At 36.0% G+C, this 19,327-nt stretch carries 15 protein-coding genes and 1 pseudogene; 14 read left to right on the forward strand and 2 right to left on the reverse strand.

The window, feature by feature from the left end:
• The 9 genes and pseudogenes from A9G28_RS01895 (at position 1) to gorA (ending at position 9,019) form a co-directional block, all read left to right on the forward strand.
• Entirely contained in the window at positions 1-1,050 is a 1,050-nt protein-coding gene (locus A9G28_RS01895) for a TrmH family RNA methyltransferase (protein WP_065579590.1), read from the forward strand.
• A 141-nt stretch (positions 1,051-1,191) separates the two neighbouring features.
• Entirely contained in the window at positions 1,192-2,127 is a 936-nt protein-coding gene (gene nadR / locus A9G28_RS01900; protein ID WP_065567676.1) for a multifunctional transcriptional regulator/nicotinamide-nucleotide adenylyltransferase/ribosylnicotinamide kinase NadR, read from the forward strand.
• Between the two features lie 61 nt (positions 2,128-2,188).
• Positions 2,189-2,965, forward strand: a complete 777-nt coding sequence (gene ubiE, locus A9G28_RS01905) for a bifunctional demethylmenaquinone methyltransferase/2-methoxy-6-polyprenyl-1,4-benzoquinol methylase UbiE (protein WP_065579591.1) — start codon at positions 2,189-2,191, stop codon at positions 2,963-2,965.
• 14 nt (positions 2,966-2,979) lie between these two features.
• Positions 2,980-4,521 carry a ubiquinone biosynthesis regulatory protein kinase UbiB gene (ubiB, locus tag A9G28_RS01910; protein WP_065579592.1) on the forward strand — a complete coding sequence of 514 codons (1,542 nt, stop codon included), beginning with the start codon at positions 2,980-2,982 and terminating at the stop codon, positions 4,519-4,521.
• Between the two features lie 70 nt (positions 4,522-4,591).
• The gene (gene tatA / locus A9G28_RS01915; protein ID WP_065579593.1) at positions 4,592-4,810 is read left to right on the forward strand and encodes a twin-arginine translocase TatA/TatE family subunit; all 219 of its coding nucleotides are present in this window, start codon (positions 4,592-4,594) and stop codon (positions 4,808-4,810) included.
• Between the two features lie 3 nt (positions 4,811-4,813).
• A pseudogene (gene tatB / locus A9G28_RS01920) lies at positions 4,814-5,095 on the forward strand (Sec-independent protein translocase protein TatB); the annotation flags it as partial.
• Positions 5,096-5,151: 56 nt separating this feature from the next.
• Positions 5,152-5,919, forward strand: coding sequence for a twin-arginine translocase subunit TatC (tatC, locus tag A9G28_RS01925; RefSeq protein ID WP_065579594.1), 768 nt, complete (start codon positions 5,152-5,154; stop codon positions 5,917-5,919).
• A gap of 49 nt (positions 5,920-5,968) precedes the next feature.
• The gene (hldE, locus tag A9G28_RS01930) at positions 5,969-7,393 is read left to right on the forward strand and encodes a bifunctional D-glycero-beta-D-manno-heptose-7-phosphate kinase/D-glycero-beta-D-manno-heptose 1-phosphate adenylyltransferase HldE (protein ID WP_065567682.1); all 1,425 of its coding nucleotides are present in this window, start codon (positions 5,969-5,971) and stop codon (positions 7,391-7,393) included.
• A gap of 273 nt (positions 7,394-7,666) precedes the next feature.
• Positions 7,667-9,019: a glutathione-disulfide reductase gene (gene gorA / locus A9G28_RS01935; RefSeq protein WP_065579595.1), complete on the forward strand. Its 1,353-nt coding sequence runs from the start codon at positions 7,667-7,669 to the stop codon at positions 9,017-9,019.
• Between the two features lie 79 nt (positions 9,020-9,098).
• On the opposite strand, the gene A9G28_RS01940 is transcribed toward gorA, so the two are convergent.
• The gene (locus A9G28_RS01940; protein ID WP_065579596.1) at positions 9,099-10,448 is read right to left on the reverse strand and encodes an MFS transporter; all 1,350 of its coding nucleotides are present in this window, start codon (positions 10,446-10,448) and stop codon (positions 9,099-9,101) included.
• Between the two features lie 238 nt (positions 10,449-10,686).
• Between A9G28_RS01940 and A9G28_RS01945 the strand changes: the two genes are divergently transcribed.
• From A9G28_RS01945 to glyA, 4 genes are all read left to right on the forward strand, one after another.
• Entirely contained in the window at positions 10,687-11,256 is a 570-nt protein-coding gene (locus A9G28_RS01945; protein WP_065579597.1) for a DNA-3-methyladenine glycosylase I, read from the forward strand.
• Between the two features lie 4 nt (positions 11,257-11,260).
• Positions 11,261-11,845, forward strand: a complete 585-nt coding sequence (locus A9G28_RS01950; protein WP_065579599.1) for a YdcF family protein — start codon at positions 11,261-11,263, stop codon at positions 11,843-11,845.
• A 166-nt stretch (positions 11,846-12,011) separates the two neighbouring features.
• Positions 12,012-13,373, forward strand: a complete 1,362-nt coding sequence (gene mnmE, locus A9G28_RS01955) for a tRNA uridine-5-carboxymethylaminomethyl(34) synthesis GTPase MnmE (RefSeq protein WP_065567686.1) — start codon at positions 12,012-12,014, stop codon at positions 13,371-13,373.
• A 329-nt stretch (positions 13,374-13,702) separates the two neighbouring features.
• Complete coding sequence (gene glyA, locus A9G28_RS01960) at positions 13,703-14,959, forward strand: serine hydroxymethyltransferase (RefSeq protein WP_065567687.1); 1,257 nt, start codon at positions 13,703-13,705, stop codon at positions 14,957-14,959.
• Positions 14,960-15,025: 66 nt separating this feature from the next.
• On the opposite strand, the gene A9G28_RS01965 is transcribed toward glyA, so the two are convergent.
• On the reverse strand, positions 15,026-17,194 hold the full coding sequence (locus A9G28_RS01965) for a MerC domain-containing protein (protein WP_065567688.1): 2,169 nt from the start codon (positions 17,192-17,194) through the stop codon (positions 15,026-15,028).
• Positions 17,195-17,393: 199 nt separating this feature from the next.
• On the opposite strand from A9G28_RS01965, the gene A9G28_RS01970 reads away from it, so the two are divergent.
• Positions 17,394-19,322 carry an ABC transporter ATP-binding protein gene (locus A9G28_RS01970; RefSeq protein WP_065579598.1) on the forward strand — a complete coding sequence of 643 codons (1,929 nt, stop codon included), beginning with the start codon at positions 17,394-17,396 and terminating at the stop codon, positions 19,320-19,322.
• The last annotated feature ends 5 nt before the right edge of the window (positions 19,323-19,327 follow it).

Here is a 19,327-nt window from a genome sequence, read left to right on the forward strand (position 1 = left end):
ATGAACAATAATACCGAAAAAAGCAAACCTACTATTTTTTATGCCAAAAATAGCGAATCTAAAAAGCCTTTTCGCTCAGCAACTAAAAAAACGACTGGCTGGAAAAATAAAGATGACTCATTTCAAGTAAAACCTAAACGCGATCGTCATGATCGTATTGAAACATTCAAACCTAGAAATGATAAATCTGCATTTGCAAAAAAGAGTTTTATTGTTGATCTTAATCAATCTAAATTGCCTATTGAGAATGAATCACCATGGCAAAAAAAGCTTCGTACAAATGAACAAACTCCAACTTTTGGTTATGATGGATATCGCCAACGTAAAGAAGAAACGTTAGTTTATAGCGAAAATAGTTGTAAGGCAGTATTCAAACATCGTCGCACAGCAATTGTTAAATTATTTATTACTCAAGAGATGACTTATCAATTTAAAGAGTTAATTGAGTGGCTCGTTAAACAACGCTTAGGTTATGATGTAGTCTCTAGCGAACAGATTGGTAAAATAACCCAAACGCAACATCATGGTGGCGTATGTTTAATTGTTAAAAAACGTATACCACTTACGTTATTGGATTATCTAGAAAACAATAGCGATAAAGATCATGATTGTGTTTTAGCGATTGATGATGTCAATAATCCCCATAATCTTGGTGGGTTAATTCGTAGTGCCGCTTTTTATGGCGTTAATGGTGTCATGTTACGCCAAACAAATTTACTTGATAGCGGTGCTGCTATGCGTGTGGCTGAAGGTGGCGTTGAAGCTGTTGAGTCAATTAAAAGTGATGATTTTGTGGCCTCAATAGATATGCTTAAGCAACATGGCTATCAAGTTATTGCCCTATTACCTTGTCAAGTAAAGTCAATTACATCCAGCGAATTGCACCAAATCCATTTTAATAAAAAAGTTACGGTAGTCATATTTCAACAAATTAATATGAAACTAATTAACAGCGCTAATATTGTTGTACATCTAAAAGGCAATGATAACATGTCCGCATTAAATATTTCGGTTGCAACGGGTGTTTTATTATCGAACTTACATAAGTAAATTAATATTTTTACTATCAATGAGTTATTGATAAAAAACTATTTTACTCATTGATAAAATATATCAAATAGCATCATTTGGTTAGAAATTGCTTTTTTTTTCTGTAAATTGTACTAGTTTTTATATATTTTGGTATGCGTCATGACTTTTAAGCATAAAGTTGGTTTAATTTTTGGGAAGTTTTATCCTTTACATTGTGGTCATATTTATCTAATTGAAAAAGCGATGAACCAAGTTGATGTATTACATATCTTTTTGGGATGTGAAGCATCGCGTGATAAGCAACTATTTAATCAAAGCCGTTTACCAAAACAACCACAAATAAGTGACCGCTTTTCATGGTTAAAAGAAACATTTAAAGATCGCCATAATATTCATATCCATGTACTTGATGAGGCTGGCATCGAGTTTTACCCAAATGGTTGGCAAGATTGGAGCGATCGGGTAAAACAAATTCTTGCTGAGCATAAAATTAAGCCCAATGTGGTATTTACTAGCGAGCCACAAGATGTTAATAACCATAAGTTCTATTTTGATTGCCCAGCCGTTATTGTTGATGCTAATCGAGAATTTATTAACATTAGTGCAACACAAATCCGCCAAAATCCATATAAAAACTGGAATTTTATTGCACAAGCAGCAAAACCTTTTTTTGTAAAAAAAGTGGCTATTATTGGCCAAGGTCGTTTTTGTGACTTACCACTCCAATTTGCTAATATTTATAATACTCAATACGTGCCCAATGGCTATATTAATTATATTGAACGAGAAATTTCAATCCAACATAATAAACGTTATTTGAGCGAATCCGATTATATGAAAATTGCAATGTTACACGTTGAACGAATTGCAAAAGCCGTTGAAACATCAAATAAACTTGTTTTTACTTCAATCGATTTTGAAACACTTGCACAATATTACAGTCAAATTTTCAAAAAAAATAATGATGTTTTAAGAGCCTTAAAAGAAAGTTGTCATTTTGATTTAGTCATTCATGAAAAAGATTTAAATCCTCAATCCTCGCAACTTGAATATTTTGAAACTGTTTCAAAGAAGATTGAAGCATTATTGATTTAGTTCATCACATTTATTATGGCTTATGCTAAAATAAGCCAATTATTTGTGATAGGTAAATTTTATGTCTCAATCTTCTGACAAACAAGACAATACAAATCAAGAAAAAATTGATTTTGGTTACACTCAAGTTCCAAAACAAGAAAAAGTAAAACGTGTTGCTGAAGTATTTCACTCTGTTGCCGATAAATATGATGTTATGAATGATCTTATGTCATTTGGCATTCACCGAATTTGGAAAAAAATCACCATTGAGTATAGCAGTGTGCGTAAAGGTCAAAAAGTTTTAGATCTAGCAGGTGGCACAGGTGATTTAACGGCAAAATTCTCGCAACTTGTTGGTGATAGCGGATTAGTTGTCTTAGCTGATATAAACGAATCAATGTTAAAAGTTGGGCGAGATAAACTACGAGACAAAGGCTTATTTAAAAATATCGAATATGTACAAGCTAATGCCGAGGAGTTACCCTTTGCGGATAACTATTTTGATTGCATAACCATCTCATTTGGCTTGCGCAATGTCACTGATAAAGAAAAGGCTTTACGCTCTATATGGCGAGTATTAAAACCCGGTGGGCGCTTATTAATCCTTGAGTTTTCTAAACCGCAATATCAGATTTTAAATAAAGCTTACGACTTATATTCATTTACTATGTTACCGTTAATGGGCAAAATTGTGGCAAATGATTCTGAAAGTTATCGCTATTTAGCCGAATCAATTCGAATGCATCCTGATCAAAATACACTGAAAAAAATGATGGAAGATGCAGGATTTGTTGATGTGAAATACCACAACATGACAGGTGGCATTGTAGCTTTACATATTGGCTTTAAATTTTGATGCGATAAAAAATAATGACCTTTTTTCGACTTTATAAAATACTTGCGATATTTCGTGCTTATCGATTAGATGAATTGTTACCAAAACACCATTTAGTAAGGTGGCCACGGTTGGTTTTAAAGTGTTTATTTTGGATTAGACCCAAAGCTAAACATCAAGAAATTGGTGAGCGATTACGTCAAGCGCTACAGGAGCTCGGCCCCGTATGGGTAAAGTTTGGGCAGATGGTTTCAACTCGACGCGATATTTTACCTAAACACATTGCAGATTCGCTGACCAAATTGCAAGATCACGTTGCTCCTTTTGATGGACAAATTGCTAAACAGCTTATTGAATCGGCATTAGGTCAAACAATAGATTATTATTTTTCCCATTTTGATGAAAAACCATTAGCATCAGCATCGATTGCCCAAGTCCATACAGCAATATTAAAGCGTAGCCAAGCTGAAGTTATTATTAAAGTATTACGCCCTAATATTTTACCTATTATTGAAGCTGATATACTTTTAATGTATTGGGTAGCTAAACAATTTACCAAGCGCATAAAATCAGGCGAAAAATTGCGAGCTGTTGAAATAGTGCGTGATTATGAAATCACGCTATTAAAAGAGTTAGATTTACAAAAAGAAGCTTACAACACGATTAGATTGCGCGATAATTTTATTAATAGTGATATCTTATATATTCCTTATGTATATCATGACCTTTGTCGAAAAAATGTGTTAGTTGAAGAACGAATTAAAGGTATACCTATCTCAAATATTGAGCAGCTTAAGCAAAATAACGTCAATATGAAATTACTAGCAGAACGAGGTGTTCAGGCATTTTTTACCCAATTATTTCGTGATAACTTTTTCCATGCAGATATGCATCCCGGTAATATTTTTGTCGATATTACCGAACCACAAAACCCCCGTTATATTGGCATTGATTGTGCCATTATTGGTATATTGACTGAGGATGATCAACGTTATCTTGCTGAAAACTTTTTAGCCTTTTTTAATCGAGATTATCGCAAAATAGCCCAACTCTATATCACATCAGGCTGGGTGCCAGAAACAACTGATGTTGTAGCACTTGAAATGGCAATGCGTAACGTCTGTGAACCTGCATTTGCAAAACCCCTTGCCCAAATTTCATTTTCACAAATTTTGTTACAATTATTTCAAGTTGCTCGCCAATTTGACATGGATATTCAACCCCAATTAACTCTGCTTGAAAAAACGTTATTTTATATTGAAGGGCTAGGTCGCCAGCTTTATCCTGAACTAGATTTATGGAAAACAGCAAAACCATTTTTAGAAAAATGGTATCAAGATAAATATAGCGCAAAAAAAATACTACAACAAACTTGGCAATCATTACCCGCGTGGCAAACTATGTTGCCAAAGTTACCCGAAAAATTAAATAACTACGAACGAATCAGTAAACAAATGAGTGCCCAACTAATACAAATTACTCAAGAATTACAGCTTAGTAAAAAGCGCGAACGGAATCTATATAAAATGATGGGGTTAGTGTGTGCTTTATGTATTATTATATTGGTTTCACATTAAGCTGATTGTCTTGGGAATATTATAATTTGCGTGTATAATTTGGTTATTTACCTCATCGGAGATAATTATCATGATGCCAAGCTTACCTCAACTTTTAATATTAATTGCGGTTGTTGTATTGTTATTTGGAACAAAAAAATTACGTTCATTGGGCTCCGATCTTGGCGAATCAATTAAAGGTTTTAAGAAAGCAATGAATGATGATGACGATAAAAAAGATGCTGATAATTCACAAAAATCTGAAAATATCGATTCATCTGATGCTAATAATCAGAGCAAAAAAGAGTAAACCGTGTTTGATATTAGTTTTGGTCAATTATTATTAGTTTTAATTATTGGTCTGGTGGTTTTAGGGCCAGAACGGCTACCCATTGCGATAAAAACAGTTACAGGGTGGATAAAAGTGCTACGCCGAATGTCTGCTACGGTACAATTAGAGCTGAATAAAGAGCTCAAACTGCAAGAGTTGCAAGCCAGCTTAAAAAAGGCCGAACAAAGTGGTTTAAAAACACTTACACCCGAAATTCAAGAATCTATTGATGATTTAAAACGTGTAACTGAATCCTTACAAAAAGAAATCGATTCGGCCACGAAAATTGATACTGAAACTCGTACAGATAAAAATACACCATGACAGACAACGTTACTCAACCATTAATTGGACATCTTGTTGAACTTAGAACACGGCTTTTGCGGTGTATTATCTGTATTTTGCTGGTATTAATTGGCTTGCTTTATTTTTCCAATGATATTTATCATATTGTGGCAAATCCGCTTATGAGTCAATTGCCACAAGGCAGTAATATGATAGCAACGGATATTGCAGCGCCATTTTTCACACCAATTAAGTTAACAGTTGTAGTGGCGATCTTTATTTCAATTCCTTATGTGCTATATCAAATTTGGGGATTTATTGCCCCAGCGTTATATCAACATGAGAAACGTCTGGTTATGCCGTTAATTGTATCAAGCACGATTCTTTTTTATCTTGGTATAGCATTTGCTTACTTCGCTGTGTTTCCATTAGCGTTTTACTTCTTTATCCATACCGCACCGATCGATGTGGCGATTAATACTGATATTACCAAGTATCTTGATTTTGTAATGACACTCTTTATTGTCTTTGGATTTGCTTTCGAAGTGCCAGTTGCTATTATTTTGCTTTGTTGGACAGGAATAACTACACCAAAAAGTTTACGAAACAAGCGACCATATATTATTGTTGGGGTATTTGCTGTTGCTATGTTTGTTACCCCTCCAGACGTATTTTCACAAATACTATTAGCTGTACCCATTTGTTTACTATTTGAAATTGGCACTTTTTTTGCCCGTTTTTATCAACCGCGCAAAAATGACAAAATGGAAGATGACAACAGCCATGATTTTGATGAGACATAAACAAATATAGAATGAGTAAACTGAAAATAACTAAGGATAACGAGTCATAATGAAAGTATCATTACCTGATTTTAATTGCGCCAATGTATTAGTGGTGGGCGATATTATGTTAGATCGCTATTGGTATGGGGGAACGAATCGTATATCGCCCGAAGCGCCAGTACCGGTAGTTAAAATTGACTCGTTAGAAGAACGACCTGGTGGTGCTGCCAATGTTGCTATGAATATTACTTCTCTTTGCGGTAATGTACGCCTAATTGGCCTAACAGGCATAGATGAACCAGCAAAAATTCTTAATGAACAATTAAGTGGACATAAAGTTCAATGCGATTTTGTTTCTGTATCAACACATCCAACCATAACAAAGTTACGCGTTCTATCACGTAATCAACAATTGATTCGTATTGATTTTGAAGAAGGATTTAACAATATTGATGCAACGCCTCTTCTAGAGCGTATTCAAACAGCATTAACGACCCATAAAGTTTTGGTACTATCAGATTATGCCAAAGGTGCGTTATCTGCTGTTCAATCAATGATTAAGCTTGCTAATCATGCCAATGTGCCTATCTTAGTCGATCCAAAAGGAACCGATTTTGAGCGTTACCGCGGGGCGACATTGTTAACCCCAAACATGTCAGAATTTGAAGCAGTAGTCGGACATTGTAAAACTGAAGAAGAGATTGTTGAAAAAGGTTATCAACTCATCAAACAATATGATCTAAAAGCCTTACTAGTAACACGTAGCGAAAAAGGCATGACATTATTACAGTTAGATAAACCAATTTACCACTTACCAACTCAAGCAAAAGAAGTCTTTGACGTAACAGGAGCTGGCGATACAGTAATCGCTACATTAGCTGCAGCATTAGCTGCTGGTCAATCTTTAGAAGAAAGTTGTTTCTTAGCAAATGTCGCAGCGGGTGTGGTTGTTGGTAAACTAGGTACTTCAACTGTTTCACAAGTTGAATTGAGTAATGCCATTCGAGCCCGTGCCAATGACGGTTTTGGAGTAATGACAGAAGAAGAGCTTAAAGAAGAAATCAAAAAAGCGCGTATGCGTGGCGAAAAAATTGTTATGACCAATGGTTGTTTTGATATTTTACACGCAGGGCATGTTTCTTACCTTGCTAATGCGCGTAAACTAGGTGACCGTTTAATTGTAGCAGTGAATAGTGATGCTTCGGTTAAACAATTAAAAGGGGAATCCAGACCCATTAATCCGCTAATGCAACGTATGATTGTACTTGGTGCACTTAATTCAGTTGACTGGGTTGTACCGTTTGAAGAAGAAACACCACAACGTTTAATTGCAAGTATCTTACCTGATGTCTTAGTCAAAGGCGGTGATTATAAACCCGAAAATATTGCCGGCGGTAAAGAGGTCATTGAAGCAGGCGGCACAGTTAAAGTCCTCAATTTTGAAGATGGCTGTTCAACCACCAATATTATTAATGCAATAAAAAATCGCTAAATTAACAAATCTTATCGGTTGCTTCAGTGTGCCGCTGATAAGATTTATAATCCGATATTAATACACTTGCTTATTATTCTATTTTACGCATTTCTTGGAAAAACGTGTTAACGCTAAGCACCATTTTTAGTAACTGACTAATAAAATATTAACAATTATTAGTATGATCAATCGTTAATAACTATTATTAAATTTTAGAATGAATACTTTTTTTATCTTGCGATTTATGTAAAGCTAATAGCTAACTAATGAAAATTGTATTAAGGATATTTAATGACCAAACATTATGATTATATAGCTATCGGTGGTGGTAGTGGAGGGATTGCATCTGTTAACCGAGCGGCATCCTATGGAAAAAAGTGTGCACTAATTGAAGCAAAATTATTGGGTGGAACCTGTGTTAATGTTGGTTGTGTGCCCAAAAAAGTCATGTGGTATGGTGCACAAATTGCTGAAGCCATTAACCATTATGGCCCTGACTATGGTTTTAATACTACCATTAATCAATTCAGCTGGGACAAATTAATTGCAAGTCGAAATGCTTATATTGATAGAATCCATCAATCTTATGATCGTGTCCTTAATAACAATAACGTTGATGTTATTCATGGTTATGCTAAGTTCGTTGATGCTCATACAGTTGAAGTCAATGGTGAACATTATAGTGCTGAACATATTTTGATTGCTGTTGGTGGTAAACCAAGTATTCCGAATATTCCCGGTGCTCAATATGGTATTACATCAGATGGCTTTTTTTCTCTAAAAACCTTACCCAAACGTGTAGCCGTTGTTGGAGCTGGATATATTGCTTGTGAAATTGCAAGCGTATTACATTCGCTGGGAGCACAAACACACCAATTTATTCGTAATGCTACGCCACTACGCTCGTTTGACCCACTTATTATTGATACCTTAATGGAAGTGATCGCAACAGAAGGTCAACAATTGCATACTTTTGCCATTCCGAAATCAGTCACTAAAAATAGCGATAACTCATTAACATTAACTCTTGAAAATGGCGAAAGCTATATCGTCGATTGCTTAATTTGGGCCATTGGCCGTGAACCTGCGACCCATGATATGAATTTACAAGCAGCAGGCATTGCTGTTGATAGTAAAGGTTTTGTGATCGTTGATAAATACCAAAATACTAATATATCAGGAGTTTATTCAGTCGGTGATGATACAGGCGCAACAGCATTAACCCCTGTTGCGGTTGCTGCTGGACGTCGTTTATCAGAAAGGCTATTTAACAATAAACCTGATGAACATTTAGATTACAGTAATATTCCAACCGTAGTATTTACTCATCCGGCAATTGGTACCATAGGCTTAACAGAACCAGGCGCAATAAAACAATATGGTTCTGAAAATGTAAAAGTTTATCAATCAACATTTACAGCAATGTATACCGCAGTTACTCAACATCGCCAACCATGTCGCATGAAGCTAGTTTGTGTAGGTAAAGATGAAAAAATCGTCGGTATTCATGGCATTGGTTATGGTATGGACGAAATACTACAAGGTTTTGCAGTAGCATTAAAAATGGGCGCTACTAAAAAAGACTTTGATAATACCGTGGCAATTCACCCAACCGCAGCTGAAGAGTTTGTCACAATGCGTTAATAGTATCAGTTATTGTGTAGTACACATTAAAATAAAAAGCAGGGTAAAAGCCCTGCTTTTTATTGGTTGTAGCTACTGATTAATGACCCGAGTTACTATTCCATCCCTGTTTTGCAAGTGGGTAGAAACCGACAGCAATCGCAATTAATGCCACAAAAGAGATATAAAGGCCTGCACCAAGATAACTATACTGACCTAATAAATGTTCAGGGCTTAATAAATAAATTGTTAAAGTCGGTGTAAAGGCACTAAATAGTGCATAAGCTAAATTGTAAGAAAACGATAAGCCAGAATAGCGAATAGCTGGAGGAAAAGTTCTCGTTCCAATAATTGGTGTCATGGCGATAGCCCCAATGAAAAGACCAAACGCAGCCCATGTCCAATAAAGTTGAGTTAACGATATTTCTGGACTTAAGGAGCTATAAAAGTAGATGCTTGTAATAGCCAATCCACCCCAAGTAATGACAACGGTTTTAGTGGTACCTAACTTGTCTTCTAGCCAACCGGAAATAACACAGCCGATGGTTAATGTTAATGCTGCAATACAACCGCCAACACGCCAATCAAGATTAGTAAAGTGATACATTCCACCGACAATACGCCCAGGAGTAATTAAAATCCCCACCATAATTGCTGTTGATAACGACCAAGTTAGTAATGCAACAATCACACATGCTGTTTTGTGTTTCTGTAGCACTGTAACTATAGGAATATTTTTTTCGATAGCTTTACGGGCGGCTAATTCTTTAAAAATAGGTGTTTCAGAGAGAAAACGTCTTAAATAAACTGAAATAATGCCAAAAATACCACCAATAATAAACGGAATACGCCAAGCATAATCTAAAATATTTTGTTTAGTAAAACAAAGATCAATAATAATAGTTACAATAAACCCAAGCAAAATACCACCAGTGATGCCAGAAGTTAATGTCCCTACACCAAGTCCATAACGTTGCTTTGGCACATGTTCAGCAATAAACACCCACGCGCCTGGCATTTCGCCACCTATAGCAGCGCCTTGTAGCATTCGCATTACTAACAATAATAGTGGTGCAAAAATGCCAATCATATCGTAAGTTGGCAATATACCAATGATAAATGTTGGTAGGGCCATCATAGCAACACTTAAGGTAAACATTTTTTTACGCCCAACTTTATCACCAAAGTGAGCCATAATAATGCCGCCAACAGGGCGAACTAAATAACCCGCAGCAAAAATACCCCAAGCAAACAAATCTAATGTTAATGGTGAAAGTGTATGCGGTAAAAAGAGTGGCTTGACGATGGTATCAATGTAAAGTGCATAGATAACAAAATCATAAAATTCTAATGTACCACCTAAAGAGGATAAAACTAACGTTTTAAAATCCTGACAAGTTAATGGTCGAGCACTAGGCTGCCATTCGGTGTTAATTTCAGACTGACTCATGGAAAACCTTATTATTAAATTAAGTTAAGTTAGAAAATAAAAAAATCTGTCTTTTATTGATTTAAGATAAAAATGAAAGTTTCATTCTGCCATAAAAAAAAGTCCTTTTTTTCATCATAAAAAAATTTAATGTATATAACAAATCAACTTATTTGATTTATAATCCAACCAATTTATGCTTAAAAAATACAAAGCGACATAAAGCATAATTAATAATAGATAAGCGAGGTAAAATTTGATGCAAAATAACGAGAAAGTACGTTGTGATTGGGTTTTGAATGATCCCATATATATTCATTACCACGATAACGAATGGGGCATTGTTCAATATAATAGCCTTAAATTATTTGAAATGATTTGCCTTGAAGGGCAACAAGCAGGGTTATCATGGATTACTGTTTTGAAAAAGCGTGATGAATATCGCCGTTGCTTTTTCAATTTTGACCCCCAAAAAATCATAAGATTGTCAACTGAAGATATTGAGCAATTACTTAAAAATAAAGGACTGATCCGTAATCGTTTAAAGTTAAATAGCATTGTCAAAAATGCCCATGCTTATTTAAATATGCAAAAAAAAGGGGAAGATTTCTCGCAATTTATCTGGTCTTTTGTAAACGGCAAGCCCATTATTAACCACTTTAAAGATAAAAGTGAAGTACCTGTAAGCACCGAAATATCTGACAACATGTCAAAGGAGTTAAAAAAAAGAGGCTTTAGTTTTGTTGGCTCCACAATTTGTTATGCTTTTATGCAATCAATGGGACTGGTTGATGATCATTTTCAGAATTGCTTTAAAAAAGGATGTTAATTTAATGAATATATTGAAGTTATTAAAGTATTCTGTAATCGCTATTTTAAGTTATTTTATTATCTGTAATATTGTTATTTTTATTTATGCACAACAAAAGCCCGTTGATAATGCTGAAACTATGGTTGTGTTAGGCTCTCAAGTTGTCGGCACGCCAGCTATAGCGCCTTTAACTTTACAAATTCGTTTAGATATTGCCGCTACTTACTTACAAAATCATCTTCAAACTAAAGTCGTTGTTTGTGGTGGACAAGGTAAAGATGAATCAGCAAGCGAAGCCAGTGTGATGTTTAATTACTTAGCGAATAAAGGAATAGATGCTTCACGAATCTATATTGAAGATAAATCAACCCGAACTGCGCAACAATTCGTGTATGCTAATCGCGTTTTACCATTAGGGAAAACGATAGTTGTAACTAATGATTTTCATTTATTACGTTCAGTAATGCTGGCTAAACGCTCAGGATTTAATGATGTATCTGGATTGTCAGCGCCCTTGAGCTTTTCTAATTTTGATAAATATATTGCGATGATAAGAGAACCACTTGCTTTGGCTAATTCTTGGTTATTTGATCACCCTAAAAATTAAATTAGGTATGGTAGTTTTTAACAACTTATCAAATCTTTTGATTCTTTTATATATTTTTTGAATATAGCTCATTCTTATCATCACTAGATAAGTAAGCAGTAGCTGTTTTTGGCATCTTGTCCATGATATTATGGCACATTGCTATTTAATTTAGAAATTAATACATATGAATTTAGATACTATTGTTGCACAGGCAACCCCACCTGGCCGTGGAGGTGTTGGGATTTTACGTATTTCGGGATCTCAAGCCCGAGCAGTAGCTCAATCTATATTAGGTAAATTACCTAAACCACGCCACGCTGATTATTTACCTTTTTTAGCATCAGATGGTTCAACTTTAGATGAAGGTATCGCTTTATTTTTCCCTAATCCACATTCATTCACTGGCGAAGATGTGCTTGAGCTACAAGGGCATGGTGGGCCAGTTATTCTCGATTTATTGTTAAAACGAGTTCTGGAAGTGCCTAATGTCCGTATTGCACGCCCTGGTGAATTTTCAGAGCGCGCATTTTTAAATGATAAACTAGATCTTGCCCAAGCAGAAGCCATTGCTGATTTAATTGATGCAAGTTCGGAACAAGCAGCAAAATCTGCAATATCATCTTTGCAAGGTGTATTTTCTAAAAAAGTAAATACACTGGTTGAATCATTAATCCATTTACGCATTTTTACCGAAGCAGCAATTGATTTTCCTGAAGAAGAAATAGACTTTTTATCGGATGGTAAAATTGAGGCTCAGCTAAATGAAGTAATTACTCGCTTAGCTGAAGTTCGCCAAGAAGCTAAGCAAGGAACACTGTTACGAGAAGGAATGAAGGTAGTCATTGCTGGGCGCCCTAATGCAGGTAAATCCAGCTTGCTTAATGCACTAGCAGGGCGTGATGCCGCCATAGTGACTGATATAGCAGGAACGACCCGAGATGTACTACGTGAACATATTCATATCGATGGTATGCCGTTACATATTATTGACACCGCAGGTCTACGTGAAGCCAGTGATGAAGTGGAGCGAATTGGTATTGAGCGAGCTTGGCAAGAAATTGAACAAGCAGATAGAGTATTGTTTATGGTCGACAGCACAACAACGACCGAATCCAATCCCGAAAAATTATGGCCAGAATTTATTGAACGCTTACCTAAAAATTTGCCTGTTACTGTTATTCGCAATAAAGCAGATTTAACTGGCGAATCGCTAGGTTATAGCGAAGCAAATGGTTACTCGCAGATCCAACTATCTGCACGAACAGGTGAGGGAATAGAACTGCTACGTGATCATCTAAAACAAGCCATGGGCTATACCAGTAGTACCGAGGGAGGATTTTTAGCACGCCGCCGCCACCTACAAGCACTCGAAAAGGCAGCTCAGCACTTAAACAATGGCAAACATCAACTCGTTGTTTTTCATGCTGGTGAATTGTTAGCTGAAGAACTAAGGTTAGCTCAAGAAGCTTTAAGCGAAATCACGGGAGAATTTACCTCCAATGACTTATTAGGCCGTATATTTAGTTCGTTTTGTATTGGTAAGTAAATGAAATTAAAAAAATGAATAAAATCAATGGCTTTTCTGAACGTTTTTTAGAGGTAAAAATGCACTCTTTTTGTGCTGTTTTTTATTCATAGTATGCAAATACTTCCTTGTTTTTGAAAATATTAAATATATCCACATTAAATCACTATTTTAATGGTGATTTGTAAATGCGTTATTCTTGATATCGATTTGTCATAAATTTTTTTTATAACCTTAAAAAAAGATTGAAATCGCACGTTAATTAAGTAAGGATAACTGACAGTAATATTTTTATACACTATGTATAGCAAAGCCTTTAAGACTAATGCAATGAACAATAAGGAGTCAACATGTTTAGTAAAGATATGACTATTGCCGATTATGATAAGGAATTGTGGAATGCCATTAAAGGCGAAGAACAGCGTCAAGAAGATCATCTTGAACTGATCGCATCAGAGAACTATACCAGCCCACGAGTAATGCAAGCGCAAGGCTCACAACTTACCAATAAATATGCTGAAGGTTATCCTGGCAAACGCTATTATGGTGGTTGTGAATATGTTGATATTGTTGAAAAATTAGCAATAGAGCGTGCTAAGGAGTTATTTGGTGCGGACTATGCCAATGTGCAACCGCATTCGGGTTCACAAGCTAATTTTGCGGTTTATATGGCACTGTTAAAAACAGGGGATACCGTTTTAGGTATGAATTTATCCGAGGGAGGTCATTTAACGCATGGTTCGCCAGTGAGCTTTTCAGGCAAACTTTATCATGTTGTTTCTTATGGCGTTGATGATTCTGGTCATATTGATTATCAACAGCTAGCTAACATTGCTCAAGCATCAAAACCTAAAATGATTATTGGCGGATTTTCGGCTTACTCTGGCGTAGTTGATTGGAAGCGTATGCGCGAAATTGCCGATAGCGTAGGCGCTTACTTATTTGTAGATATGGCGCATGTAGCCGGTTTAGTTGCAGCGGGCGTTTATCCAAATCCTGTTCCTTATGCGCATGTTGTTACCACTACAACACATAAAACCCTAGGAGGCCCACGAGGGGGATTAATTTTAGCTAAAGGTGGTAGTGAAGACTTATATAAAAAACTAAATTCAGCGGTTTTCCCTGGGGCACAAGGCGGTCCTTTAATGCATGTGATTGCAGCTAAAGCTGTTGCATTAAAAGAAGCCATGGAACCTGCGTATAAACAATATCAACATCAAGTAGTTAACAATGCTAAAGCTATGGTGGAAGTGATTTTAAATCGTGGTTATAAAGTGGTATCTGGTGAAACAAACAATCACCTATTCTTAATTGATTTAGTCGACAAAAATATTACAGGTAAAGAAGCTGATGCCGCTTTGGGTAGTGCTAATATTACTGTTAATAAAAATAGCGTACCTAAAGATCCGCAAAGCCCATTTGTAACATCGGGTGTGCGTATTGGTACACCAGCTATTACTCGTCGAGGCTTTAAAGAAGCCGAATCACGTGATTTGGCCAATTGGATTTGTGACGTGTTAGACAATATTGATGATGAACAAACCATTCAAACAGTGAAAGAAAAAGTGTTAACTATTTGCCGTCGATTACCAGTTTATCAGCATTAATTATTGATAAAAAATCGCCGACTATTGTCGGCGATTTTTTTGATAGCTTGTTTTATAAAATGATTTTTATTTATCATTCGTTGTATTATCTTGGGTTTTTTCTTGCTTTTGTAGTTCGATATAGTGTTCTAAATAACCTTTGTGCCATAACCAACCGCCCATTGCGCCAACACCAAGTAAAATAGCTAACCCAAAAGCGGCAATTAAAACTTTGTTGCTGTTGTTTTTCATTGGGTCACGCAAATTGCGTTTTGCGTTTGATGGCAATTCAGCTTTGCTGGTGAGCAAACTACCCAACATTAAGTTGATTTTAACTTGGCCATTAATTGCCCAACCTGATGCTTCAAGTAGTGGACCTAGAGTTCTACGTCGTAATTTTAACCATGCCAAAATAACAGACGGTCCTGAAATAATTAAGAATAATCCAATAAAGAATAAAGGAAATTGCCACCAAGTTAGCGAAAAAATTGCTTGAAAAATAGAGGCTAATGCCGTACCTATTGCACCTACAGCTAAACCAATTGCGGCAAAAATACCAACGCTTTTACCAATATCAAATTTATTTGCTGGGTTTTGCAACGCTTGTTCACTTGATTTTTCAATATTGGCATCTTTACTGCTAGCCCATTTGTTAATTTGTTCAGTAATACAGCGACCAATACGTTGATAAGGTGCTAAAATTGCTTGTTGAATGCTAATTGGCTTAGTGATTATTTTAACCACATTAGCATCCCAATCATTTCCTTTATTATCGATAAATACACCATTGCGACCTTCAAGTAATAAATCGCCTTGCCCTGCTGTCATTGCCGCGGCAATGAGTTGCTTTTGCCCATGCCTTGTGCATTCACAATAAAGTAAACAAAGTTCAGAATAATTTGCCATTGTTACGTGCTTAGCAATATTATCAACTGCAACGCAAAGGGTTGCACAGCGCCCATCAATATAAAGTTTACCAAGCTGAAATGCAGCTCGTGTATTTGGTGAGAAGAAATCAGCAAAAGACGCAAAGTTAACCAATAAACGATATAAATGTTTATGAAATAAGACTAATTTTTCTAATATGAGAATGTCTGACGCCGATATTGGCGTTTTATTATCTTGTTCAACCATTTGCTGAAATTCGGTTAACAAATCGTCGTTAGCCAGACTAATCATGAGATTGCTTGGTATATCTTCTATGCTAGCAGAGGGTTCAATTGCCACAGTTAATTGTGCTAATTCGGGCTTAGAACTAATCAGTTTAGCGTAAGCTTGCAAGCTTTGTTGAATATGTTGCCATTCTTGCTGTGTTAGCTGATCTGAATTGGATAAGGATGTTTCTACTAATGTTTTAAACCGACTAATTTTAGTTTTCCAAAGAGGGTTTATTCCATTGACTAAATCAAGCACCTCAACTGTGTCGATTTTTGATAGAGGCAATTCGGCTAAAGCCTCATCAGACAATAATCCATTTTGTGTCGGTACGATATACTTTTCGTCTACGTTAAGCGCTGTTTGTGCTTGCGGGGCATATTGCGCCAATTCAACACGTAAAAAATAATCATCAATTTTGGGTTTTAATAGTTGAATTAGCTTCCATATTTCAGCGCTATTTTCACCAAATGGTGTATCGGTGTTATTTATTTTTGCTTGCCATTGCAACCAAGTTTTTAAGTTTTCAACAAATGTGGTGGCAATGTTTAAATCAATCCCCTCTTGTCCACTCATATCTTTTTGTGCACCAGTGGTTTTGATTGCTGTTTGAATAAAGGTTTGCATGTCGCTTGATAATTCGCTTGATGCAGGGAAGATTAAATCACCATTGTAAAGTTTATCAGCATTGGTTTTAATTGATTGCCATATATCATCTTGTGTCAAATAATCCACATTACTTTTATTCAAACTAGCCAAAATACTCCGTGCCGTAGTAGAGAGTTTTTCCCCTTGTGGGGTAGACGTTTTAATTTGCGATAAAGGCAGTGTTTCGCTCATTGTTAAAAGGCTATCAAATGACACGATTTTATCTTGTGTCCAACTAATAGCATCTAAAATATCAGGAATGCGAATACGTCCATCTTGATCTGAATCAAGTAATGCTAAAGTTCGCTCGTCAAAATCTAACCCAATTGTTGGGCAGCTTAATGCAACCCATAATTTAGGGTCTAAATCTGGTAAATTGATAATGTCATCAGCACTTTTAAATACAACTTGATCCAACCCACCAACTCGCTGGAATGTCCACATATGGCTCATAATAATCTCCACACCGAAACTCATTAATATTTTTATTCATTAATATAACAGTATTTATTTTTTTTTATAGGATAGAACAGTGATTTCTAATATTTGTGAGACCTATTAGTGCTTCTTTATTTTTTTGATTTATTTGCCTTGGCTAACTTTATGATAGAATAATGCCTTATTACTTAATATCCAAATAAAAATCACCATTATGTCATTAATTAATCTTACCAATGCTTACCTTTCATTTAGTGATGCGCCACTGCTCGATCATATTGATATGTCTATTGAACCAAACGAGCGAGTTTGCCTTGTTGGTCGTAATGGTGCGGGCAAATCAACGTTACTGAAAGTATTAAACAAAGAAATACCATTAGATGAAGGTCAAATTATTTATGAAAATAATGTGATAGTTTCACGTTTGCAACAAGATCCCCCTCGCGATGTGCAAGGCAATGTATTTGACTTTGTGGCCGAAGGGTTGCATGAACAAGCGCAATTATTACGTGATTATTACGATTTGGCACATCAAGTAGAGCAAGATCCTTGCGAAAGCAATTTAACCAAATTAGCCAAAATGCAAGAGCAATTAGATCACCAAAATGGCTGGCAATTAGATAGTCGTATTCGTAATGTTATTTCGTCGCTATCGCTTGATGGCGATGCTTTGCTATCTTCGCTATCTGGTGGCTGGCTTCGTAAAGCCGCATTAGCCAGAGCATTGGTTTGTCAACCATCGGTTTTATTGCTTGATGAACCAACTAACCATTTAGATATTCAAACCATAAAATGGTTAGAAGAGTTTTTAAAAAGCTTTAATGGCAGTATTGTATTTATTTCTCATGATCGCTCTTTTATTCGCCAAATGGCAACGCGCATTATTGATTTAGATCGCGGCAAAATTGCCTCTTGGAGTGGTAATTACGATAACTATCTAATTGGCAAAGAAGAAGCACTACGTGTTGAAGAGTTGCAAAATGCCGAATTTGATAAGAAATTAGCCCAAGAAGAGGTCTGGATTCGCCAAGGTATTAAAGCACGCCGTACACGTAATGAAGGGCGAGTACGTGCATTAAAAGCAATGCGCCAAGAGTATAGCGCACGTCGGCAAGTAATGGGTAGTGCCAAAATGCAAATTGAAGAAGCCCTGCGTTCAGGCAAAATTGTTTTTGAGCTTGAAAATGTAACCTATCAGATTGGGGATAAGTTGCTCGTTAATGATTTTTCTGTACAAGTATTACGAGGTGATAAGATTGCTTTAATTGGTCCTAATGGTATTGGTAAAACGACTTTGTTAAAACTGATGTTGGGTAATTTAGCGCCAACATCAGGTAGTGTGCATTGCGGTACCAAGCTTGAAGTTGCCTATTTTGACCAATATCGACTTGAGCTCGATCCTGAAAAAACAGTAATGGATAATTTGGCTGAAGGCAAACAAGAAGTGATGGTTAATGGCAGATCTCGCCATGTTCTTGGTTATTTACAGGACTTTTTATTTCCACCAAAACGAGCGAGAACACCTGTACGAGCTTTGTCGGGTGGAGAGCGTAATCGCTTATTGCTTGCTAAACTTTTTTTAAAACCTAGCAATTTATTAATCCTTGACGAACCAACCAATGATCTTGATATTGAAACGCTTGAATTATTAGAAGAGCTAGTTAACGATTATCAAGGTACGGTCTTATTGGTTAGCCATGATAGGCAATTTGTTGATAATGTAGTGACACAGTGCTGGTTTTTTGAAGAACAAGGTCATATTGGTGTTTATGCCGGCGGTTATGCTGATGCATTTCAACAACAACAGCAGGCAAAACCAGCCAAGGCCGCGATAAACAATAATAAAGAGAATAATCAATTAGAAAAAAACAATAATATTAATACTCAGAACAATAAGCAAACCAGTAAAAAGAAAGCAAAGCTAAGTTATAATGAGCAACGTGAGCTAGCACAACTTCCCAATAAGATAGAACAATTAGAAAATGAAATTGCTGATTTACAAAAACAAATCAGCAATAGTGATTTTTTCAATCAACCTCATGAGGTGACAAATCCCGTACTACAAATGTTAGCCACTAAAGAATCAGATCTAGAAGCTATATTTGAACGATGGGAACAGTTAGAGTCTTTAAGTAAATCATAAGATAA

Source organism: Gilliamella sp. Fer1-1 (assembly GCF_001690825.1).
In the GTDB taxonomy this organism is placed as follows: Bacteria; Pseudomonadota; Gammaproteobacteria; order Enterobacterales; family Orbaceae; genus Gilliamella; species Gilliamella apicola_C.